The 16,848-nt window shown below is 69.1% G+C and carries 14 protein-coding genes and 1 other RNA gene; 7 read left to right on the forward strand and 8 right to left on the reverse strand.

Features of this window, described 5'->3' with window-relative positions; all coding sequences use genetic code 11:
• The 6 genes from O3Q52_RS30210 to O3Q52_RS30235 all read left to right on the forward strand — a co-directional run.
• Positions 1-1,003 (forward strand): MFS transporter (locus O3Q52_RS30210; RefSeq protein ID WP_269651869.1); only part of this gene is annotated, 1,003 nt, incomplete at its 5' end.
• 188 nt (positions 1,004-1,191) lie between these two features.
• Entirely contained in the window at positions 1,192-2,490 is a 1,299-nt protein-coding gene (locus O3Q52_RS30215) for an extracellular solute-binding protein (protein WP_269651870.1), read from the forward strand.
• Entirely contained in the window at positions 2,487-3,497 is a 1,011-nt protein-coding gene (locus O3Q52_RS30220; RefSeq protein ID WP_269651871.1) for a carbohydrate ABC transporter permease, read from the forward strand. Before O3Q52_RS30215 ends, O3Q52_RS30220 begins: the two co-directional genes overlap by 4 nt.
• A 25-nt stretch (positions 3,498-3,522) precedes the next feature.
• Positions 3,523-4,344 carry a carbohydrate ABC transporter permease gene (locus O3Q52_RS30225; RefSeq protein WP_269651872.1) on the forward strand — a complete coding sequence of 274 codons (822 nt, stop codon included), beginning with the start codon at positions 3,523-3,525 and terminating at the stop codon, positions 4,342-4,344.
• An 11-nt stretch (positions 4,345-4,355) separates the two neighbouring features.
• Positions 4,356-6,668 carry an alpha-xylosidase gene (gene yicI, locus O3Q52_RS30230; protein ID WP_269651873.1) on the forward strand — a complete coding sequence of 771 codons (2,313 nt, stop codon included), beginning with the start codon at positions 4,356-4,358 and terminating at the stop codon, positions 6,666-6,668.
• Between the two features lie 2 nt (positions 6,669-6,670).
• The gene (locus O3Q52_RS30235) at positions 6,671-7,678 is read left to right on the forward strand and encodes a LacI family DNA-binding transcriptional regulator (protein ID WP_269651874.1); all 1,008 of its coding nucleotides are present in this window, start codon (positions 6,671-6,673) and stop codon (positions 7,676-7,678) included.
• Positions 7,679-7,775: 97 nt separating this feature from the next.
• Here the strand turns inward: O3Q52_RS30235 and dacB are convergent, their stop codons facing one another.
• The 6 genes from dacB to ftsE all read right to left on the reverse strand — a co-directional run bounded on the left by dacB (position 7,776) and on the right by ftsE (position 13,652).
• A complete protein-coding gene (dacB, locus tag O3Q52_RS30240; protein WP_269651880.1) occupies positions 7,776-9,332 on the reverse strand; it encodes a D-alanyl-D-alanine carboxypeptidase/D-alanyl-D-alanine-endopeptidase in 1,557 nt (518 codons plus the stop codon).
• A 228-nt stretch (positions 9,333-9,560) separates the two neighbouring features.
• Positions 9,561-9,948, reverse strand: a transfer-messenger RNA (tmRNA) gene (ssrA, locus tag O3Q52_RS30245).
• 136 nt (positions 9,949-10,084) lie between these two features.
• Complete coding sequence (smpB, locus tag O3Q52_RS30250; RefSeq protein WP_269651881.1) at positions 10,085-10,618, reverse strand: SsrA-binding protein SmpB; 534 nt, start codon at positions 10,616-10,618, stop codon at positions 10,085-10,087.
• A 104-nt stretch (positions 10,619-10,722) separates the two neighbouring features.
• Positions 10,723-11,889: a S41 family peptidase gene (locus tag O3Q52_RS30255; RefSeq protein ID WP_269651875.1), complete on the reverse strand. Its 1,167-nt coding sequence runs from the start codon at positions 11,887-11,889 to the stop codon at positions 10,723-10,725.
• Between the two features lie 67 nt (positions 11,890-11,956).
• The gene (gene ftsX, locus O3Q52_RS30260) at positions 11,957-12,874 is read right to left on the reverse strand and encodes a permease-like cell division protein FtsX (protein ID WP_269651876.1); all 918 of its coding nucleotides are present in this window, start codon (positions 12,872-12,874) and stop codon (positions 11,957-11,959) included.
• A gap of 88 nt (positions 12,875-12,962) precedes the next feature.
• Positions 12,963-13,652 carry a cell division ATP-binding protein FtsE gene (gene ftsE / locus O3Q52_RS30265; protein ID WP_269651877.1) on the reverse strand — a complete coding sequence of 230 codons (690 nt, stop codon included), beginning with the start codon at positions 13,650-13,652 and terminating at the stop codon, positions 12,963-12,965.
• A 369-nt stretch (positions 13,653-14,021) separates the two neighbouring features.
• Here ftsE and O3Q52_RS30270 point away from each other — a divergent pair, with 369 nt between their 5' ends.
• Positions 14,022-14,216, forward strand: coding sequence for a hypothetical protein (locus tag O3Q52_RS30270; protein ID WP_055615824.1), 195 nt, complete (start codon positions 14,022-14,024; stop codon positions 14,214-14,216).
• Positions 14,217-14,372: 156 nt separating this feature from the next.
• On the opposite strand, the gene O3Q52_RS30275 is transcribed toward O3Q52_RS30270, so the two are convergent.
• Together O3Q52_RS30275 and prfB are read right to left on the reverse strand one after the other, a co-directional pair.
• The gene (locus O3Q52_RS30275; RefSeq protein WP_269651878.1) at positions 14,373-14,993 is read right to left on the reverse strand and encodes an LPXTG cell wall anchor domain-containing protein; all 621 of its coding nucleotides are present in this window, start codon (positions 14,991-14,993) and stop codon (positions 14,373-14,375) included.
• Positions 14,994-15,297: 304 nt separating this feature from the next.
• The gene (prfB, locus tag O3Q52_RS30280; RefSeq protein WP_269651879.1) at positions 15,298-16,404 is read right to left on the reverse strand and encodes a peptide chain release factor 2; all 1,107 of its coding nucleotides are present in this window, start codon (positions 16,402-16,404) and stop codon (positions 15,298-15,300) included.
• Positions 16,405-16,848 lie beyond the last annotated feature (444 nt).

The raw sequence follows: 16,848 nt of genomic DNA on the forward strand, positions 1-16,848 counted from the left end.
GATCTCGCTGGTGCTCTGCGTCCGGTACGGGGCGCCCGACTGGACGCTGTTCGCCGCGTACGCCGCCACGGCCACCACGCCCAACACCGGCGGCATGTCCCGGGCGCGCTGGGCGCATCTGCTGAAGGGCGATCCGGTACGCCTCCACACCGCGAACTCCTTCGAGCAGGCCGCCGACGAGCTGTGTTTCATGCTCGGGCCGGTACTGGCCGCGTTCCTGTGCGGGGCCCTGTTCCCTGAGGCGGGCACCCTCGTCGGAGTCGCCCTGCTGCTGACCGGCGTGCTGACCTTCGCCGCCCAGCGCTCGACGGAACCGCCCGCCCGGGGCCGTACGGCCACAGCCACCCGGTCGCCGGTCCGAGCACCCGGGATGCCGCCGCTGCTGGTCGGGTTCCTCGCCACCGGTGCGGTGTTCGGCTCGATGGAGGTGGTGACGATCGCGTTCGCCGACGCGCAGGGGCACCGGGCTGCGGCCGGGATGGTTCTCGGGCTCCAGGCGGCCGGATCATGCGCCGCCGGGCTTCTCTACGGGGCTCTGAAGCCGGCGGGCCCGGCCGAGCGGCGCCACCCGTGGAGCCTCGCCGCGATGGCCCTGCTGATGTGGCTGCCGCTGCTGGCCGCCTCGCTCACGGGTTCCCTCGCGGTGCTCGCCGGGGCTCTGCTGGTGGCCGGGATGGCGACCGCCCCCGCCATGGTCACGGGCATGACCCTGGTCCAGCACCGCACGCCCGAGGGCCGGTTGAACGAAGGGATGACCTTGGCGGTGACCGGGCTGCTGGGCGGGATCGCGTGCGGGGCAGCGGCCGGCGGATGGGTCGTGGAGCACGTGTCGGCGACCGCCGGATACGGAGTACCGGTCGCAGCGGCGGCGGCCGCCCTCCTGATCTCCGTCACGACGACGGCGGGCCGCCGAGCCCCGGCCTCAGCCCACCTCCAGGCCCCGGCCCCAACCCACGCCGTGGACCCGGCCCCGGACCCAGCCCAGCGCCAGGCCCGCCGCTGAGGACACCCCGCCCGCCTCCCTCGTCCGACCCACCGAACACCCGCCCCAATTCGCGCGCACCCCATTGACGCGCCCACAGCCCCCACATACCTTCCCCCGTCGAAGCGCTTCGACATCACGCATCGAATCGATTCGATGAACGCTGCGTGATGTCCCGATATCCCATCCGACTCCCCCGGAGGCACTGGATGTTGACGGCACGAAGGCGTGTGATGGCCGCGGCCGCGGCGGTGGTGAGCACCACCCTGCTGCTGGCCTCCTGCGGCGGCGACTCGGACAGCGGGTCCTCCGACGGGAAGACACTCAAACTGTGGCACTACGAAGCGCCCAACAGCGCGATGGGCGTGGCCTGGAAAGAGGCCATCAAGGAGTTCGAGAGGACCCATCCGGGCGTGAAGGTGAAGTTCGAGGAGAAGGGCTTCGAACAGATCCAGAAGACGGCCCCGATGGTCCTCAACTCCAATGACGCGCCCGACCTCATGGAGTACAACAAGGGCAACGCGACGGCCGGGCACCTCTCCCGGCAGGGGCTTCTCACCGACCTGTCGGCGGAGGCCACCGAGCGCGGCTGGGACAAGAAGCTCAGCGCCGGTGTGCGGACCACCAGCCAGTACGACGCCAAGGGCGTGATGGGTTCCGGCAAGTGGTACGGGATCCCCAACTACGCCGAGTACACGATGGTGTTCTACAACAAGGACCTCTTCAAGAAGTACGGGATAGCCGAGCCGAAGACGTTCGACGAACTGACCGCCGCCATGGACACGTTCGTCGACGAGGGCATCACCCCGCTCGCCAACGCGGGCGCCGAGTACGTGGCCCAGCAGTACCTCTACCAGCTGGCGCTGTCGAAGGCCGACCGCTCCTGGGTGGACTCGTACGAGCTCTACAAGGGCAAGCCCGACTTCCGCGACGCCGCCTGGACGTACGGCGCCGAGACCTTCGCCGACTGGGTGAAGAAGGGCTACATCAGCGAGAAGTCCACCGGCACGAAGGCGGAGGACGCCGGGGTCTCCTTCATCCAGGGCAAGAGCCCGATCCTGTTCTCCGGCAGCTGGTGGTACGGCCGCTTCGTCGCGGAGAGCAAGTTCGACTGGGGCACCTTCCTGTGGCCGGACTCGAACATGACCCTCGGCTCGGGCGGCAACCTCTGGGTGGTCCCCAAGGGCGCCAAGAACAAGGACCTGGCGTACGACTTCATCGACATCACCATGTCGAAGAAGATCCAGAACCTGCTCGGCAACAACGGCGGAGTCCCGGTGGCCGCCGACCCCGCCGCCATCACGGACCCGCGGTCCAAGGGGCTGATCGCCAACTTCAACACCCTCGCCGAGCGGGACGGTCTGGCCTTCTACCCCGACTGGCCGGTGGCCGGCTTCTACGACGTGCTCGTCTCCGAGACGCAGAAGCTGATCACGGGGAGCGCGAAGCCGGACGCCTACCTGGACGCGGTGGAATCGGCGTACGACAAGGGCGTACAGGCCCCATGACGGTCACCGTCGAACGGGGCGGCCGGGGCGGACGGGGCAGTCGGCGCGGCCCGGGCAGTCGCGGCGGTGATGTTGTCGAAGCGCATCACCGCGCGAAGGGACCGCGCCGCCCCCGCGACTCGTACGCGCTGTTCCTGCTCCCCGGAGTGCTCGCCTTCTTCGCGATCATCGTCGTGCCGTTCCTGATGAACACGGGCGTGAGCTTCACCGAGTGGCAGGGCGTGGGTACGCCGAAGTGGACCGGGCTCGCCAACTACCGGGAGCTGATGGACGATTCGGAGTTCTGGGCGTCCTTCCGGCACAGCCTGTTCATGGTCGTGGCGATGGCGGCCGTACCGACCGTCGTCGGACTCGTCCTCGCCGCCGCCCTGTTCGACTTCGTCGGCAAGCACTTCGGCAGCAGGACGGTCGCCGTGCTGCGGGCCTGCTTCTATCTGCCGCAGGTGCTGCCGATCGCGGTCGCGGGCATCGTGTGGAGCTGGATCCTCGCGCCGGAGAACGGCTCGCTGAACGAGCTCCTCAAGGCCATCGGCCTCGGCAGCCTCCAGCAGGACTGGCTCGGCGACCCCGACCTCGCGCTCTACACCGTCATGGGCGTGATGGTCTGGGTGCAGATCGGCTTCCCGCTCGTCGTCTTCATGGCGGGCCTGCAACGCGTCGACCCGCAGCTGTACGAGGCCGCCGAGCTGGACGGGGCCGGCTGGTGGCGGCGGTTCTGGCACATCACACTGCCGCAGATCAGGCCCGAGATCTACGTCGTGCTCCTGTGGTGCACGATCGCCGCGCTCAAGGTGTTCGGCGCGGTGTACGTCCTCACGAAGGGCGGGCCCGGCGGGGCCACGAACGTGCCCTCCTACTTCTCCTTCACCACCTTCTTCGAGAAGACGCAGGTGGGCTACGGAGCGGCGATCTCCACCGTCCTGACCGTGATCATCCTGGCGCTCGCGCTGGCCGGCCTGAAGCTCCAGACGCGTGCCGAGGACGCGGAACAGGGGGTCGTGCGATGACCGCCGCCGAGCAGGGAGCCGCCCGATGACAGCCCTCCGCCGCTATCCCGTGCTCGTCGCCCTGTTCATCGGGGCCCTCTTCATGGTCCTGCCCTTCCTGATCGTCGCCGTCAACGCGGTGAAGTCGCCCGCCGAGTACTCGTCGAACGGCCCGCTGAGCCTTCCCGAGGGCGTCTACCTCGACGGTCTGAAGGACTTCTGGGAGCGCGTCGACTTCGGGCAGAAGCTGGTCAACTCGGTGCTCATCAGCGGGTCGGTGGCCCTGGGCGCCGTCGTCCTGTCGGTCCTCAACGCGTACGCGATCGGCATCGGCCGGATCAGGGGCCGCACCTGGGTGCTCGCCTTCTTCGTGCTGGCGAACATGCTGCCGCAGGAGGCGCTGGTCTACCCGGTCTACTACCTGAGCAAGGAAGCGGGCCTGTACGACACCAGGCTCAGCGTGATCATCGTCTTCATCGTGATCCAGGCCGCCTTCGGCACGTATCTCCTCGCCTCGGTCCTCGGGCAGTTCCCCCGCGAGATCATCGAGGCCGCCCGGATCGACGGGGCGAACAAGTGGCAGGTGCTGTGGCGGATCGTGGTGCCGGTCAGCCGGCCCACCATCGGCGTACTGTTCGTCTTCTTCTTCATCTGGACCTGGAACGAGTTCCTGCTCCCCCTGGTCATGCTGATCTCCAACGACAACCAGACCGTGTCGGTGGCGCTCGGCGTCCTCCAGGGCCAGCGCCTGATGGACGCCACGATGACGAACGCGGCCGCGCTCCTGGGTGTCCTGCCCGCCCTCGTCTTCTTCCTCGTCTTCCAGCGGACGCTCACCCGCGGCATCGCCGTGGGCGCGGTCAAGTAAGGGGTGTGCGTGTGAAGTTCACCGACGGCTACTGGATGCTGCGCGAGGGCGTGAGCGCGGCCCACCCGGTCGAGGTCCTCGATGTGACCGCCGGGCAGGGCGCGTTGGCGATCCACGCGCCGACCCAGCCCATCCGCCACCGCGGCGACCTGCTGAAGGGACCGGTCGTGACGATCAGCGCACACGCGCCGATGCCGGACGTCATCGGCGTCACGTTCACGCACTTCGAGGGCGAGGAGCCGCGCGGGCCCCAATTCGAGCTGGGCAAGGAGGAGTTCCAGGCCCACGCCGAGTACGACGAGGAGTCCGCGACCCTCACCGCGGGCGCCCTGTCCGTGCGGGTGAGCCGCACAGGACCCTGGCACGTCGACTTCCTCGCGGACGGCCGCACCCTGACCACCAGCGGCGCCAAGGGCATGGGCATCATGCGGGACGCGGGCACGGGCGGCCACTATCTGCGCGAGCAGCTCAACCTCGGTGTGGGCACACAGGTCTACGGCCTCGGCGAGCGTTTCGGGCCGCTGGTCAAGAACGGCCAGGTCGTCGACATGTGGAACGCCGACGGGGGCACGGCCACGGAACAGGCCTACAAGAACGTGCCGTTCTATCTGACGGACGCGGGCTACGGCGTGTTCGTCGACCATCCGGGCCGGGTGTCGTTCGAGGTCGGTTCGGAGGCGGTGTCCCGGGTCCAGTTCAGCGCCGAGACACAGCAGTTGACGTACTACGTGATCTACGGCCCGAGCCCGAAGGAGATCCTCCGCAAGTACACGGCCCTCACCGGCCGCCCGGCGCTGCCGCCCGCCTGGTCGTTCGGGCTGTGGCTGTCGACGTCCTTCACCACGTCGTACGACGAGACGACCGTGACCTCCTTCATCGACGGCATGAAGGAGCGCGAACTCCCGCTCTCCGTCTTCCACTTCGACTGCTTCTGGATGCGGGAGTTCAACTGGTGCGACTTCGAGTGGGACCCCCGGGTCTTCCCCGACCCGGAGGGGATGCTGGCCCGCCTGAAGGAGCGCGGGCTGCACATCAGCGTCTGGATCAACCCGTACATCGCGCAGCGCTCCCCGCTGTTCGCGGAGGGCAAGGCACTCGGGCACCTGCTGAAGCGGCCGGACGGCAGCGTCTGGCAGTGGGACCTGTGGCAACCGGGCATGGCGCTGGTCGACTTCACGAGTCCGGCCGCCCGTGACTGGTACGCGTCGAAGCTGGAGGCGCTGCTCGCACAGGGCGTCGACTGCTTCAAGACCGACTTCGGGGAGCGGGTCCCGCTCGACGTGGCGTACGCGGACGGCGGCGACCCCGAGCGGATGCACAACTACTACACCTACCTCTACAACCGGACCGTCTTCGACGTGCTGCGCAAGCACCGCGGCGAGGCGGAGGCCGTCGTCTTCGCGCGCTCGGCGACCGCCGGCAGCCAGAAGTTCCCCGTGCACTGGGGCGGCGACTGCGAGGCGACCTACGAGTCGATGGCCGAGTCGCTGCGCGGCGGCCTGTCGCTCGGCCTCTCCGGGTTCGGCTACTGGAGCCACGACATCGGCGGCTTCGAGGGCACCCCGACACCGGCCCTGTTCAAACGGTGGCTCGCCTTCGGCATGCTCTCCTCGCACAGCCGCCTGCACGGCAGCTCCTCCTACCGGGTGCCCTGGCTCTTCGACGAGGAGGCCGTGGACGTCCTGCGCCTGTTCACCCGGCTGAAGCTGCGCCTCATGCCGTATCTGTACGAGTCCGCCCGCACCGCGCACACCGAGGGCGTGCCGATGATGCGCGCGATGCTCCTGGAGTTCCCGGACGACCCCGGGTGCGCGCATCTGGAACGGCAGTACATGCTCGGCCCGGACCTGCTGGTCGCGCCGGTGTTCTCCGACGACGGCGAGGTGTCGTACTACGTGCCCGAGGGCACCTGGACCCACTTCCTCACCGGACGCCCGGTGACCGGACCGCGCTGGGTCCGCGAGAAGCACGGCTTCTCCAGCGTGCCACTCCTCGTCAGGCCCGGCGCGGTGGTCCCGGTGGGAGCCGTCGACGACCGGCCGGACTATCCGCACGCCGACGGGGTGACCCTGCACGTGTACGGGCTCGATCGCGGCGCGCAGGTCACGGTGCCCGTGGACGGCGTGACCTTCACCGTCGTACGCGAAGGTGACACACTGCGGGCCTCGTCGAGCGATCCGTCGGCGTCCTGGGCGCTGGCGGCCGGGGAACGGGTGGCGCGGGCGAAGGCCGGGACCGGGTTCCTCTCCCTCGAACTGGGCCCCGAGTCCCTCGGTCCGGGATCCGCATCCCCCGAGCCGGGACCCGAGCAGGAGCGGGGCTGAGCATGGTGAAGATCACCGACGTGGCACGGCACGCGGGGGTGTCCCCCAGCACCGTCTCGTACGCGCTGAGCGGCAAGCGCCCGATCTCCGAGGAGACCAGGCAGCGCATCGAGGACAGCATCCGCGAGCTGGGCTACCGGCCGCACGCGGGCGCCCGGGCCCTCGCGAGCAGCCGGTCGAACGTGCTGGCGCTGGTGGTGCCGTTACGGGCCGGCATCCACGTGCCGGTGGTGATGCAGTTCGCGGTGTCCGTGGTGACGGCCGCGCGCCGGCACGACCACGACGTGCTGCTGCTCACGCAGGAGGAGGGCGAGGACGGACTGCGGCGGGTCGCGGACACCGCCCTCGTGGACGCGCTGATCGTGATGGACGTCCAGCTCCACGACCGGCGCCTGCCGTTGCTGCGCGCCCTGGACCGCCCGTCGGTGCTCATCGGCTTCCCGGCCGAGCCCGCCGGGCTGACCTGCATCGACCTGGACTTCAGGGCGGCGGGCGAGCTGTGCGTCGAGCATCTCGCGGGCCTCGGACACCGGGTGATCGGCCTGGTGGGCTCGCCACCCGAGGTGTACGTACGGGAGACGGGGTTCGCCCAGCGCGTGGTCCAGGGCTTCACGGCCGCGGCCGACCGCAACGGGCTGTCCTCCTCGGTGCACCCGTGCGAGGCGGCTCCCGCCGCGGCCCGGCAGGTCGCCGAGCGACTCCTGCGGGAGCGGCCCGCGTTGACGGGTGTCGTGGTGCACAACGAACCGGTCCTGGAGCCGCTGATCGACGCGTTCGAGTCCCTCGGCCTACGGGTTCCCGGGGATCTGTCGGTCACGGCGATCTGCCCGGACGAGGTGGCCGAGCAGACCCGCGTCCCCGTCACCTCGATCGCCCTGCCGACCGCCGAGGTGGGCACGGGAGCGGTGGAACTGCTGATGAGGAAGCTCGGCGGGGCCACTACCGTACCGGAGGCCACACTGCTCTCGCCACGGCTGACGGTACGGGCGAGCACGATGCCGCGGCCGTGACCCCGTGGGCCGTGCCCCTGGGCACGATGCCACGGCCGCGCAGAGCCCTGGTCGGTCCAGGGCGCCGAAGAGACGCGCTGGACCGCACCTCACTCGCTCAGCACTCCCCCGGCTTGCGCCACGAGCACTCCAGGTCCGAGTTCCGCTCGGCGGCCCGCGCGGTGCCCGGCTTCACGGGTACGGCCTCGTCCGCCGTGGATCGGGCCAGCGTCACCACGATCGCGTCCTCCAGCGGCTTCACGGAGGAGGCGAGGTAGTTGTTGAGCACGATGCTGTAGACGAGTTCGCGTCCGTCCGCGTCCGTCACGTACCCGGAGAGCGCGGACGCCCCGGTCAACGAGCCGGTCTTGCCACGGGCGTTGAGCGCCGCGGGTGTCCCGCACATCCTGGTCCGCAGGGTGCCGCCCACGAAGCGGTCGGGGCCGCAGGCGACCGGCAGGGACTTGTACCAGTCGGCGTACCAGGGCTCGGCCCGCACCGCGAGCAGCAGCTTGCTGAACTGGCCGGCGGTGAAGTTGTTCATCCGGGAGAGCCCCGACCCGTCGACCTGCCGCAGCTTGCCCGTGTCGACACCGACACCCTTCGCGTAGCTACTGATGGCGGCGAGCCCGGCGCTCCAGCTCCCCTCCCCTGAGACCTTCACGCCCATGGCCTTGGTGAGGATCTCGGCGTGCATGTTGTTCGACAGCTTCATGAAGGGGATCAGCAGTTCCTTCAGGGGCATCGAGGCGTGCGAGGCGAGCTGCCGTGCCCCCGCGGGCGTGGCGCGTCCGAGCCGCGTCGGCCCGGTCACCTTCACCCCGTGCGCGGCGAGCGCGTCCCGGAAGACGGCGGCCGCGTACCCGGTGGGCTCCCAGACGCTCACCCACTCCGTGGCGCCGGAGCCGCCCACGGGCGTCGTACCGCTGACCACGATGGTGTTGGTGCCGTGCTCCCGCTCGACGGTGAGGTCGTTCGAGCCGCCCGCGGCGACGGTCGTGGCCCGGACGTCCAGGTCGACGTAGTCCGTCTTCGGCGTGACGGTGACGGTCGGCTCGTCCCCGGCCTCGGCGCCCGGCGCGACCTCCACGATCACGGTCCCGGTGTCGTAGTCGGTGTCGGGCGCGACGCTCAACGCGCTGATCTGCGCCGAGTAGTACGCGGACTCGTCGTCGGCGGCCCAGGACCGGCCGAGCCGCGAGCTGTCGAAGCGGGTGTCGTCGGCGAGGAGCCGCCCGTCGACACGGGTGACGCCGGACGCGGCGAGGTCGGCGGCCAGTTTGTCGTAGTCCTTGGCGAGTGCGGTCGGATCACCGCTGCCGCGCAGATACAGATCGCCGCGCAGGACGGAGCCCTGACGCCTGCCGTTCGTCAGGACGTCGGTCGTGAACCTGTGGTCGGGGCCGAGGATCTCCATCGCCGCGGCCGAGGTGGGCAGTTTGGTGTTGGAGGCGGGCATCAGGCGCTCGGTCGGCCGGTGCTGGTACAGCACGTCGCCGCTCGCGGCATCGGCGACCACGACGCTCGCCGCCCCGCCCTCCATCCGGCTGTCCCCGAGGATGGTGTCGATGGCCTCCGGCAGTCCGCTCCGGTCGGCGTCCGCCCCGGCCGGCGAACCCGAACCGAGCGCGGCCGCCGCGAGCCCGATCACGACGGGCCAGATCCACCGTTTCATACGGGAGTTGACGCGCTCCCCAGAACTCTTCGCGGTTCTACTCACGGGTCTACTCATGCCACAGGAGCATCCCGGACGACGCGCCCTGTGGACAGTAGGCGTCCGGAAGGAGTCAGCCGAACCCCCACGGCGGAACCGCGCGGCGTGTGCCCCGCAGACAACGACAAAGGCCCAGCCACGACAAAGGCCCCGCTGCCTGGGCAGCGGGGCCTTTGTTTAACATGGGATGAGTGGAGATGGCGGGAATCGAACCCGCGTCCACCGGTGCAGAATCAGGGCTTCTCCGTGTGCAGTTCGCTTCGATTTTCTCGGCCCCGGTGATCACGCGAACAAGTCGCCGACGGGCCCAGTCACTGTTTGATTTCCCATCGAACCCCGTGACCGGGCTCGATGGTTTAGTTCCCTAGATTATGCCAGGGTCCGGGTCGGGAACACCCCCGGGCTGACACCCTTTAGGGTCCCTCACTCACTGCTTATTAGGCAGCGAGGGCGAAGGACTGGGAATCGCTCTTGGAATTGGCGATTATTGGTTGCGACATATGGTTAACGAGATCATTGCCGCTTCCTCGACACGCTTCCCCTGCTTCAACATCCGCTGTCGAAACCGATCATCCCCATGTTGATTTTTCAATCCTCTTCGGAACTTCTCCAAGCGAAGAGGTGTGCACCCGCTACAAGGTGCAGTGCCATCGTACGTGACCAACGCGCACCCATGCCACCGTATTCCCGGCGGCGGGGCGCCCACCGGCCCGCTACTGGCCCCGCTGCTTCCTCTTGGCCGCCGCGATCGCCCGGTCCGACTCCCGCCGGTCCTGCTTCTCGCGCAGGGTCTGCCGCTTGTCGTACTCCTTCTTGCCCCGGGCGAGCGCGATCTCGGCCTTCGCGCGACCGTCCTTGAAGTACAGGGCGAGGGGCACGATCGTGTGACCCGTCTCCTCGGACTTCGACGCCAGCTTGTCGATCTCCTCGCGGTGCAGGAGCAGCTTCCGCTTGCGGCGCACGGTGTGGTTGGTCCACGTGCCCTGGCTGTACTCCGGGATGTGGGCGTTGTGCAGCCACGCCTCGTTCCCGTCGATCTGGACGAAGCCGTCGGTCAGCGAGGCCCGGCCCTGGCGCAGGGACTTCACCTCCGTGCCGGTGAGGACGAGCCCGGCCTCGTAGGTGTCGATGATGGCGTAGTCGTGCCGCGCCTTCTTGTTCTGCGCGACGATCCTGCGCTTGCCGTCCTTGACCTTGCCGGAGGTGCCCCCTCCCTGCTTCGGCTGGGATTCTTTCGGTACGTACATGCCCTTGCTCATAGTGCTGGCCATTTTCGCACTAGAGGGGCCCACGAGGGAAAGCCGATTACGGGAGATGCGGACCATCGGCCCGGAAAGCCGTGTCCGGTCGGTTACGAGGGGTCGCCGAGCCCGCTCAGTACGGTCTCGGCCCGCTCCAGCGCGCCCTTCTCGGCCTCCAGGTCGGGGGTGATGCCGCGACCGTCGACCCCGCGGCCGGAGGGGGTGCGGTAGTGCCCGACGGTCAGCTCGGCGACGGAGCCGTCGGGCAGCCGGCTCGGCATCTGGACCGAGCCCTTGCCGAAGGTCCTGGAGCCCACGACGACCGCACGGCCGCGGTCCTGCAGGCCCCCCGTGAGGAGCTCGGCCGCGCTCATCGTGCCGCCGTCGACGAGCGCGACCAGGGGTCTGGAGGTGTCACCGCCGGGATCGGCGTGCAGGGCGCGCTGGTCGCCGTTCACGTCGTACGTGGCGACGAGGCCGCCGTCGAGGAAGGCGGAGGCGGCGGTGACGGCCTCGGTGACCAGGCCGCCGGAGTTGCCGCGCAGATCGAGGACGACCCCGGTGCCCGTGGGGGCGTCGGCCACGGCGGTCCGTACGAGGTCTCCGGAGCCCTTGGTGAAGGCGGCGACCTTGATCACGGTGACGCCGCCGGGCAGTTCGCGGACCGTCACGGAGTCGGTGGACAGGCGGGCCCGGCGCAGGGTCTCGCGCCACGCGCGCGTGCCGCGCTCAAGGCCGAGAGCGACGGTCGTCCCGGCGCTCGCGTCGGTGGCGTCGCCCCTCAGTAATGAGACGACCTCCGTGACGGGCCTGCCGTCGACCCGGCGGCCGTCGACACTGCGCAGCCGGTCGCCCTGGCGGATCCCGGCGGCCTGCGCGGGCGAGCCGGACTGCACCCGGGTCACCTCGATACGTCCGTCGCGCTCGCGCCGGGCCCACAGGCCGACGCCGGTGTACTGGCCGTCGAGGGCTTCCTCGAACTCCTCGTACTCGCCCTGGGAGTAGACCGCGCCCCACCGGTCGCCGCTGCGGCTGACGGCCCGCTCGGCGGCCTCGACCGGGGACTTGCCGTCGGCCATCGCCTCGGCGGCGGCGTCGGCGACGTCCTCCTGGTGGCCCGCCGGGGCGGACCTGTTGGACGGGGAGGCGCTCTTGCGGCCGGGGGTGTCGAACGAGCCGGTCGCGGCGCCCGCCGCGAGAACGCTCGCGAAGACCAACGTCAGGGCCGCCCCGCGGCCGAAGCGGCGGGGCTGACAGAACAGGTCGCGGCCTGACATGCCGGTGAGTCTAGGACAACGAGAAGGGCCGTACCGGTGCTTGCCGGTACGGCCCTCTTGGCATGCGTCACACCTTCAGGTACTTGCGCAACGCGAAGAACGCGGCAAGCGCGGGCATCAGCAGACTCGTCGCGAGGATGAGCGGCAGCTTCGTGAGAACGGCGTCCCAGCCGATGAAGTTGATCAGATTCAGCTTCTCCGACAGGGCCAGACCGTGGTCGATGATGAAGTACCGGGCGATCAGCAGGAAGGCACACGCCACCCCGCCGCCGATCAGTCCGGCGACCGCGGCCTCCATGATGAACGGCGCCTGGATGTAGAAGCCGGAGGCGCCCACCAGGCGCATGATCCCGGTCTCACGCCGACGGCTGAAGGCCGAGACGCGCACCGTGTTGACGATCAGCATCAGCGCGACGACGAGCATCATCGCCATCACCGCCCGGGCGGCCCAGTTCATGCCGTTGAGGAGCCCGAAGAGGTTGTCGAGGATGCCCTTCTGGTCCTGCACGGACTGCACGCCGTCACGGCCGTCGAAGGCGGTCGCGATGACCTGGTACTTCTCCGGGTCCTTCAGCTTGATGCGGAAGGACTCCTGCATCTGGTCCGGGGTGAGCGAGGCAGCCAGCGGGGAGTCGCCGAACTGCTCCTTGTAGTGCTTGTACGCCTGGTCGCTGGACTCGTGCGAGACGGTCTCGACGACGGACATCTTGTCGAGGTCGGTCTGGATCTGCTTCTTCTGCTCGGTGGTGACCGCTCCCTTGGCGCAGTTGGGGTCGGACTCCGCGTCGCTCTTGTTGCAGAGGAAGATCGAGACGTTGACCTTGTCGTACCAGTAGCCCTTCATCGTGTTCACCTGGTCGCTCATCAGGAGCGAACCGCCGAACAGGGCGAGGGACAGGGCGACCGAGACGACGACCGCGAAGGTCATCGTCAGATTGCGGCGGAGACCGACACCGATCTCCGACAGAACGAACTGGGCGCGCATGGCGTCTTCTCAGGCCTTTCCGTGGCGGATGCGTGGGGAGCCCTCCCCCTGCTCCGCGGTGAATCCGCGAGCGTGAGGGAGGTCGCGGTCAGTGCTGGTAGCCGTACACGCCGCGCGCCTGGTCGCGGACTAGTCGGCCCTTCTCCAGCTCGATGACGCGCTTGCGCATCTGGTCCACGATGTTCTGGTCGTGCGTCGCCATCAACACGGTCGTGCCCGTCCGGTTGATCCGGTCGAGCAGCTTCATGATGCCGACGGAGGTCTGCGGGTCGAGGTTTCCGGTGGGCTCGTCCGCGATCAGCAGCTTGGGCCGGTTGACGAACGCTCTCGCGATCGCCACCCGCTGCTGCTCACCACCGGACAGCTCACCGGGCCTCCGGTCCTCCTTGCCGCCGAGCCCGACGAGGTCGAGCACCTGCGGCACGGACTTGCGGATCTCGCCGCGCGACTTGCCGATGACCTCCTGCGCGAAGGCGACGTTCTCGCCGACCGTCTTGTTCGGCAGGAGCCGGAAGTCCTGGAACACCGTCCCGAGCTGGCGGCGCATCTGCGGCACCTTCCAGTTGGAGAGGCGCGCGAGGTCCTTGCCCAGGACGTGCACCTGGCCGTGGCTGGTCCGCTCCTCGCGGAGGATCAGCCGCAGGAAGGTGGACTTTCCGGAGCCGGAGGACCCCACCAGGAACACGAACTCGCCTCGCTCGACCTCCAGGGACACATCCCTCAGAGCGGGGCGGGTCTGCTTGGGGTAGACCTTGGATACGTTGTCGAATCGGATCACGGATGCACCACAGGCCGTCGGGGATATCGGGGGTAGATGAGCGTGACCATACGCGACCCGGGTACGCGCGCGCAGTCGCCGGGAGAGGTTGCGCAAGGGTTGTGCGCTTTTGTGCGGGGCAACCTGAGAGAGGGGCTGCGCCGCGAAGGGGCGCGGGGCTGTATCGATATGCGGCTCCGCCGCGTGGGCGCGACAACCACACACAGCCTGTAGTCGCGGGACAACGCAAGCCACCCCTCAGGAGGCGCCCTGCCCAGCCCCCGCACAAGAACCCGCGCACCCTCCGGAGGAACCTGGCACAGTGGAGGGGGAACGTATCCGTTCCCGAGAGCGTTGTGTACGTGGAACCGGTGCAAGGAGGGCGAGCGCATGACGTACGACCGGCTGGTGTGCGCGAACTGTGCCGCGCCCGTGAACGAGGGCCGCTGCCCCGTCTGCCGCGCGAACCGTGCGCGACTGCAGCAGGAGGGCCCCTTCGGAGGCGGCCTCAACCCCATGGCGCTGATCGCGCTGCTCGCCATCCTGATCGCGGCAGTGGCCCTGCTGGCCCACCAGACCGCGTAGGACGCGCGCGAGGCACGAGCGGGCACGCACAAGGCACGGCGGCAGCGGGCGACAACGCGCGGACAAGAACATGAGAAGGGCGCGGAGCTTCAAGCTCCGGGCCCTTCTCACGCACTCACGTCACGCACTCACGCGCGTGTACGCCCATGACGTCCGTCAGGCAGCCGCGCCGCGGCCGTTCATCAGGCGGGGCAGCATACGGAAGCCGATGCCGCCGGCGATCATCGTCGCGGCGCCGATCAGCAGGTACGTGATGTTCTCGGCGGCGCCGGTCTCGGCCAGCTCGCCGCCGGTGCCCTGGGCGGAGGTGTCCGAACCGGTGTCGGTCAGGCTCTCCTTGCCCGCGCCCTGCTCGACCGGCTGGGAGCCGCCGTCGGGGTCGGTGTCGTTGCCGCCGCCACCGTTGCCGTTGCCGTTGCCCGGGTCGGTCGGCTCATCGGTGGGCTCGTCGGTCGGGTCCTCCGTGGGCTCGGTGGGCTCATCGGTGGGCTCGGTCGGGTCATCGGTGGTGGGCGGGTCCGTCGGCTCCGGGTCCGTCGGAATCACCGTCGGGTCCTCGGTCGGCTCGGTGGGAGTCGGGGCCGGGGTCGTCGGGTCCTCGACATTGAGGCCGACCTCGACACCGTTCTTGTCGGCGCTGGCGCCGACGTTCAGACCGCCCACCTCGACACCGACGTCGAGAGCCGAGGCGGCACCGGCGGCGGTCAGCGAGGCACCGGCGGCGATCACCGCGCCGGCGGCTATCCGCGCGATCCGGATGCGCGTCTTCTTGGTCATCTGGTTGCTACCCCCAGTAGCTCATCGTCAATGGTGCAGCGCCCGGGGCCGCGACGTCGGGGAAAGCTCGATGGAGCCCCCGGTTCACATGCGCCCCAGAGATACGCATGCCGCGCGTCAGCTTTCCCACTTTTCAATGCAACGTCAAGGTCGTTGCGACCGCGATGTCCAGATCAAGCTCATTTGACCGGCACAGCGTCATGTGAGTGTGATGTAAAACCCAGACATCGGCCTACACAAAGGGCAACTGCCGTCCAGTGGATGGCAGTTGCCCTGTCGACAAAGCGACGCCTGCAAATGTCGCCTACTTCTCCTGCTGCTTGCGCCAGCGAATTCCGGCCTCCAGGAACCCGTCGATCTCGCCATTGAAAACGGCCTCGGGGTTTCCGACTTCGAACTCCGTGCGCAGATCCTTGACCATTTGGTACGGGTGCAGGACGTACGAACGCATCTGGTTTCCCCAGGAGTTGCCGCCGTCGCCCTTGAGGGCGTCCATCTTGGCCTGCTCCTCCTGCCGGCGCCGGTCGAGGAGCTTCGCCTGCAGCACGTTCATCGCGGACGCCTTGTTCTGGATCTGCGACCGCTCGTTCTGGCAGGAGACGACGATTCCGGTGGGGAGGTGGGTGAGCCGCACCGCTGAGTCGGTCGTGTTGACGCCCTGGCCGCCGGGCCCGGACGAGCGGTACACGTCCACCCGGAGCTCGGACTCGTCGATCTCGATGTGATCGGTCTGCTCGACGACGGGGAGGATCTCGACACCCGCGAAGGAGGTCTGGCGCCGACCCTGGTTGTCGAAGGGCGAGATCCGCACCAGCCGGTGCGTGCCCTGCTCCACCGACAGCGTCCCGTACGCGTACGGGATCTGGACGGCGAAGGTGGTCGACTTGATGCCGGCCTCTTCCGCGTACGAGGTCTCGTAGACCTCTGTCTTGTATCCGTGCTGCTCGGCCCAGCGCAGGTACATGCGCTGCAGCTTCTCGGCGAAGTCGGCGGCGTCCACGCCACCGGCCTCCGCGCGGATGTTGACGAGCGCCTCGCGGGAGTCGTACTCCCCGGAGAGCAGGGTGCGGACTTCCATCTCGTCCAGCGCCTTCTTGACGGAGGTGAGCTCGGTCTCGGCCTCGGCGCGGGTGTCCGGGTCGTCCTCCTCCTCTGCCATCTCGAAGAGGACGCTGAGATCATCGATACGCCCGCGGAGCGCTTCGGCCTTGCGCACCTCCGCCTGGAGGTGGCTCAGCTTGCTGGTGATCTTCTGCGCCTCGTCCGGGTCGTCCCACAGGGACGGCGCTGCCGCCTGCTCCTCGAGCACGGCGATGTCTGCCCTCAGCTTGTCGAGGTCCAGGACGGCCTCGATCGACTCCATGGTCGAGGAGAGGGACTTGAGCTCTTCGGATACATCGACGACTGCCACGCCTCCAGCGTAACGGCTCCACGAAGTGGCTCCGCCGGTGGAACGGGGGGCTTGTGTTTGCTGGGCTCCGGTTGTCGTCCGCGGGCCCGGCGGGGGCTGAGCGCGCAGTTCCCCGCGCCCCTGAAGACGAAAGACGGGCTACCGCCCCTGTCTTTCGTCTTCAGGGGTGGTAGCCCTTGCCTTCAAGGGGCGCGGGGAACTGCGCGCTCAGCCCAAACGAACCCGCAGCTCACACACGACGCCGGCCCCCACCCACCCAGGGGCGCGGGGAACTGCGCGACCAGCCCCCGCCGGGCCCGCACTCGAAGGAAAGCAGCGGCCCGTCAGGGCGAAGCCGGCGCCGACGTCTCCGTCTCGGAGGGCGTCGCGCCCGCGTCGTCACCCGAGGTGGCGAGCCACGCGCCGACCCCCACCGCGGCGACGAGCGCCACCCCCGCCGCGCCC

Origin of the sequence: Streptomyces sp. ActVer (assembly GCF_027270795.1) — a bacterium.
Lineage (GTDB): Bacteria > Actinomycetota > Actinomycetes > Streptomycetales > Streptomycetaceae > Streptomyces > Streptomyces umbrinus_A.

Coding starts and splice junctions, on each gene's coding strand:
- O3Q52_RS30215 (WP_269651870.1), top strand. CDS start 1,192: ATGTTGACGGCACGAAGGCGTGTGATGGCCGCGGCCGCGGCGGTGGTG.
- O3Q52_RS30220 (WP_269651871.1), top strand. CDS start 2,487: ATGACGGTCACCGTCGAACGGGGCGGCCGGGGCGGACGGGGCAGTCGG.
- O3Q52_RS30225 (WP_269651872.1), top strand. CDS start 3,523: ATGACAGCCCTCCGCCGCTATCCCGTGCTCGTCGCCCTGTTCATCGGG.
- ftsX (WP_269651876.1), bottom strand. CDS start 12,874: ATGCGCGCCCAGTTCGTTCTGTCGGAGATCGGTGTCGGTCTCCGCCGC.
- O3Q52_RS30275 (WP_269651878.1), bottom strand. CDS start 14,993: ATGACCAAGAAGACGCGCATCCGGATCGCGCGGATAGCCGCCGGCGCG.
- dacB (WP_269651880.1), bottom strand. CDS start 9,332: ATGAAACGGTGGATCTGGCCCGTCGTGATCGGGCTCGCGGCGGCCGCG.
- O3Q52_RS30235 (WP_269651874.1), top strand. CDS start 6,671: ATGGTGAAGATCACCGACGTGGCACGGCACGCGGGGGTGTCCCCCAGC.
- O3Q52_RS30255 (WP_269651875.1), bottom strand. CDS start 11,889: ATGTCAGGCCGCGACCTGTTCTGTCAGCCCCGCCGCTTCGGCCGCGGG.
- O3Q52_RS30270 (WP_055615824.1), top strand. CDS start 14,022: ATGACGTACGACCGGCTGGTGTGCGCGAACTGTGCCGCGCCCGTGAAC.
- smpB (WP_269651881.1), bottom strand. CDS start 10,618: ATGTACGTACCGAAAGAATCCCAGCCGAAGCAGGGAGGGGGCACCTCC.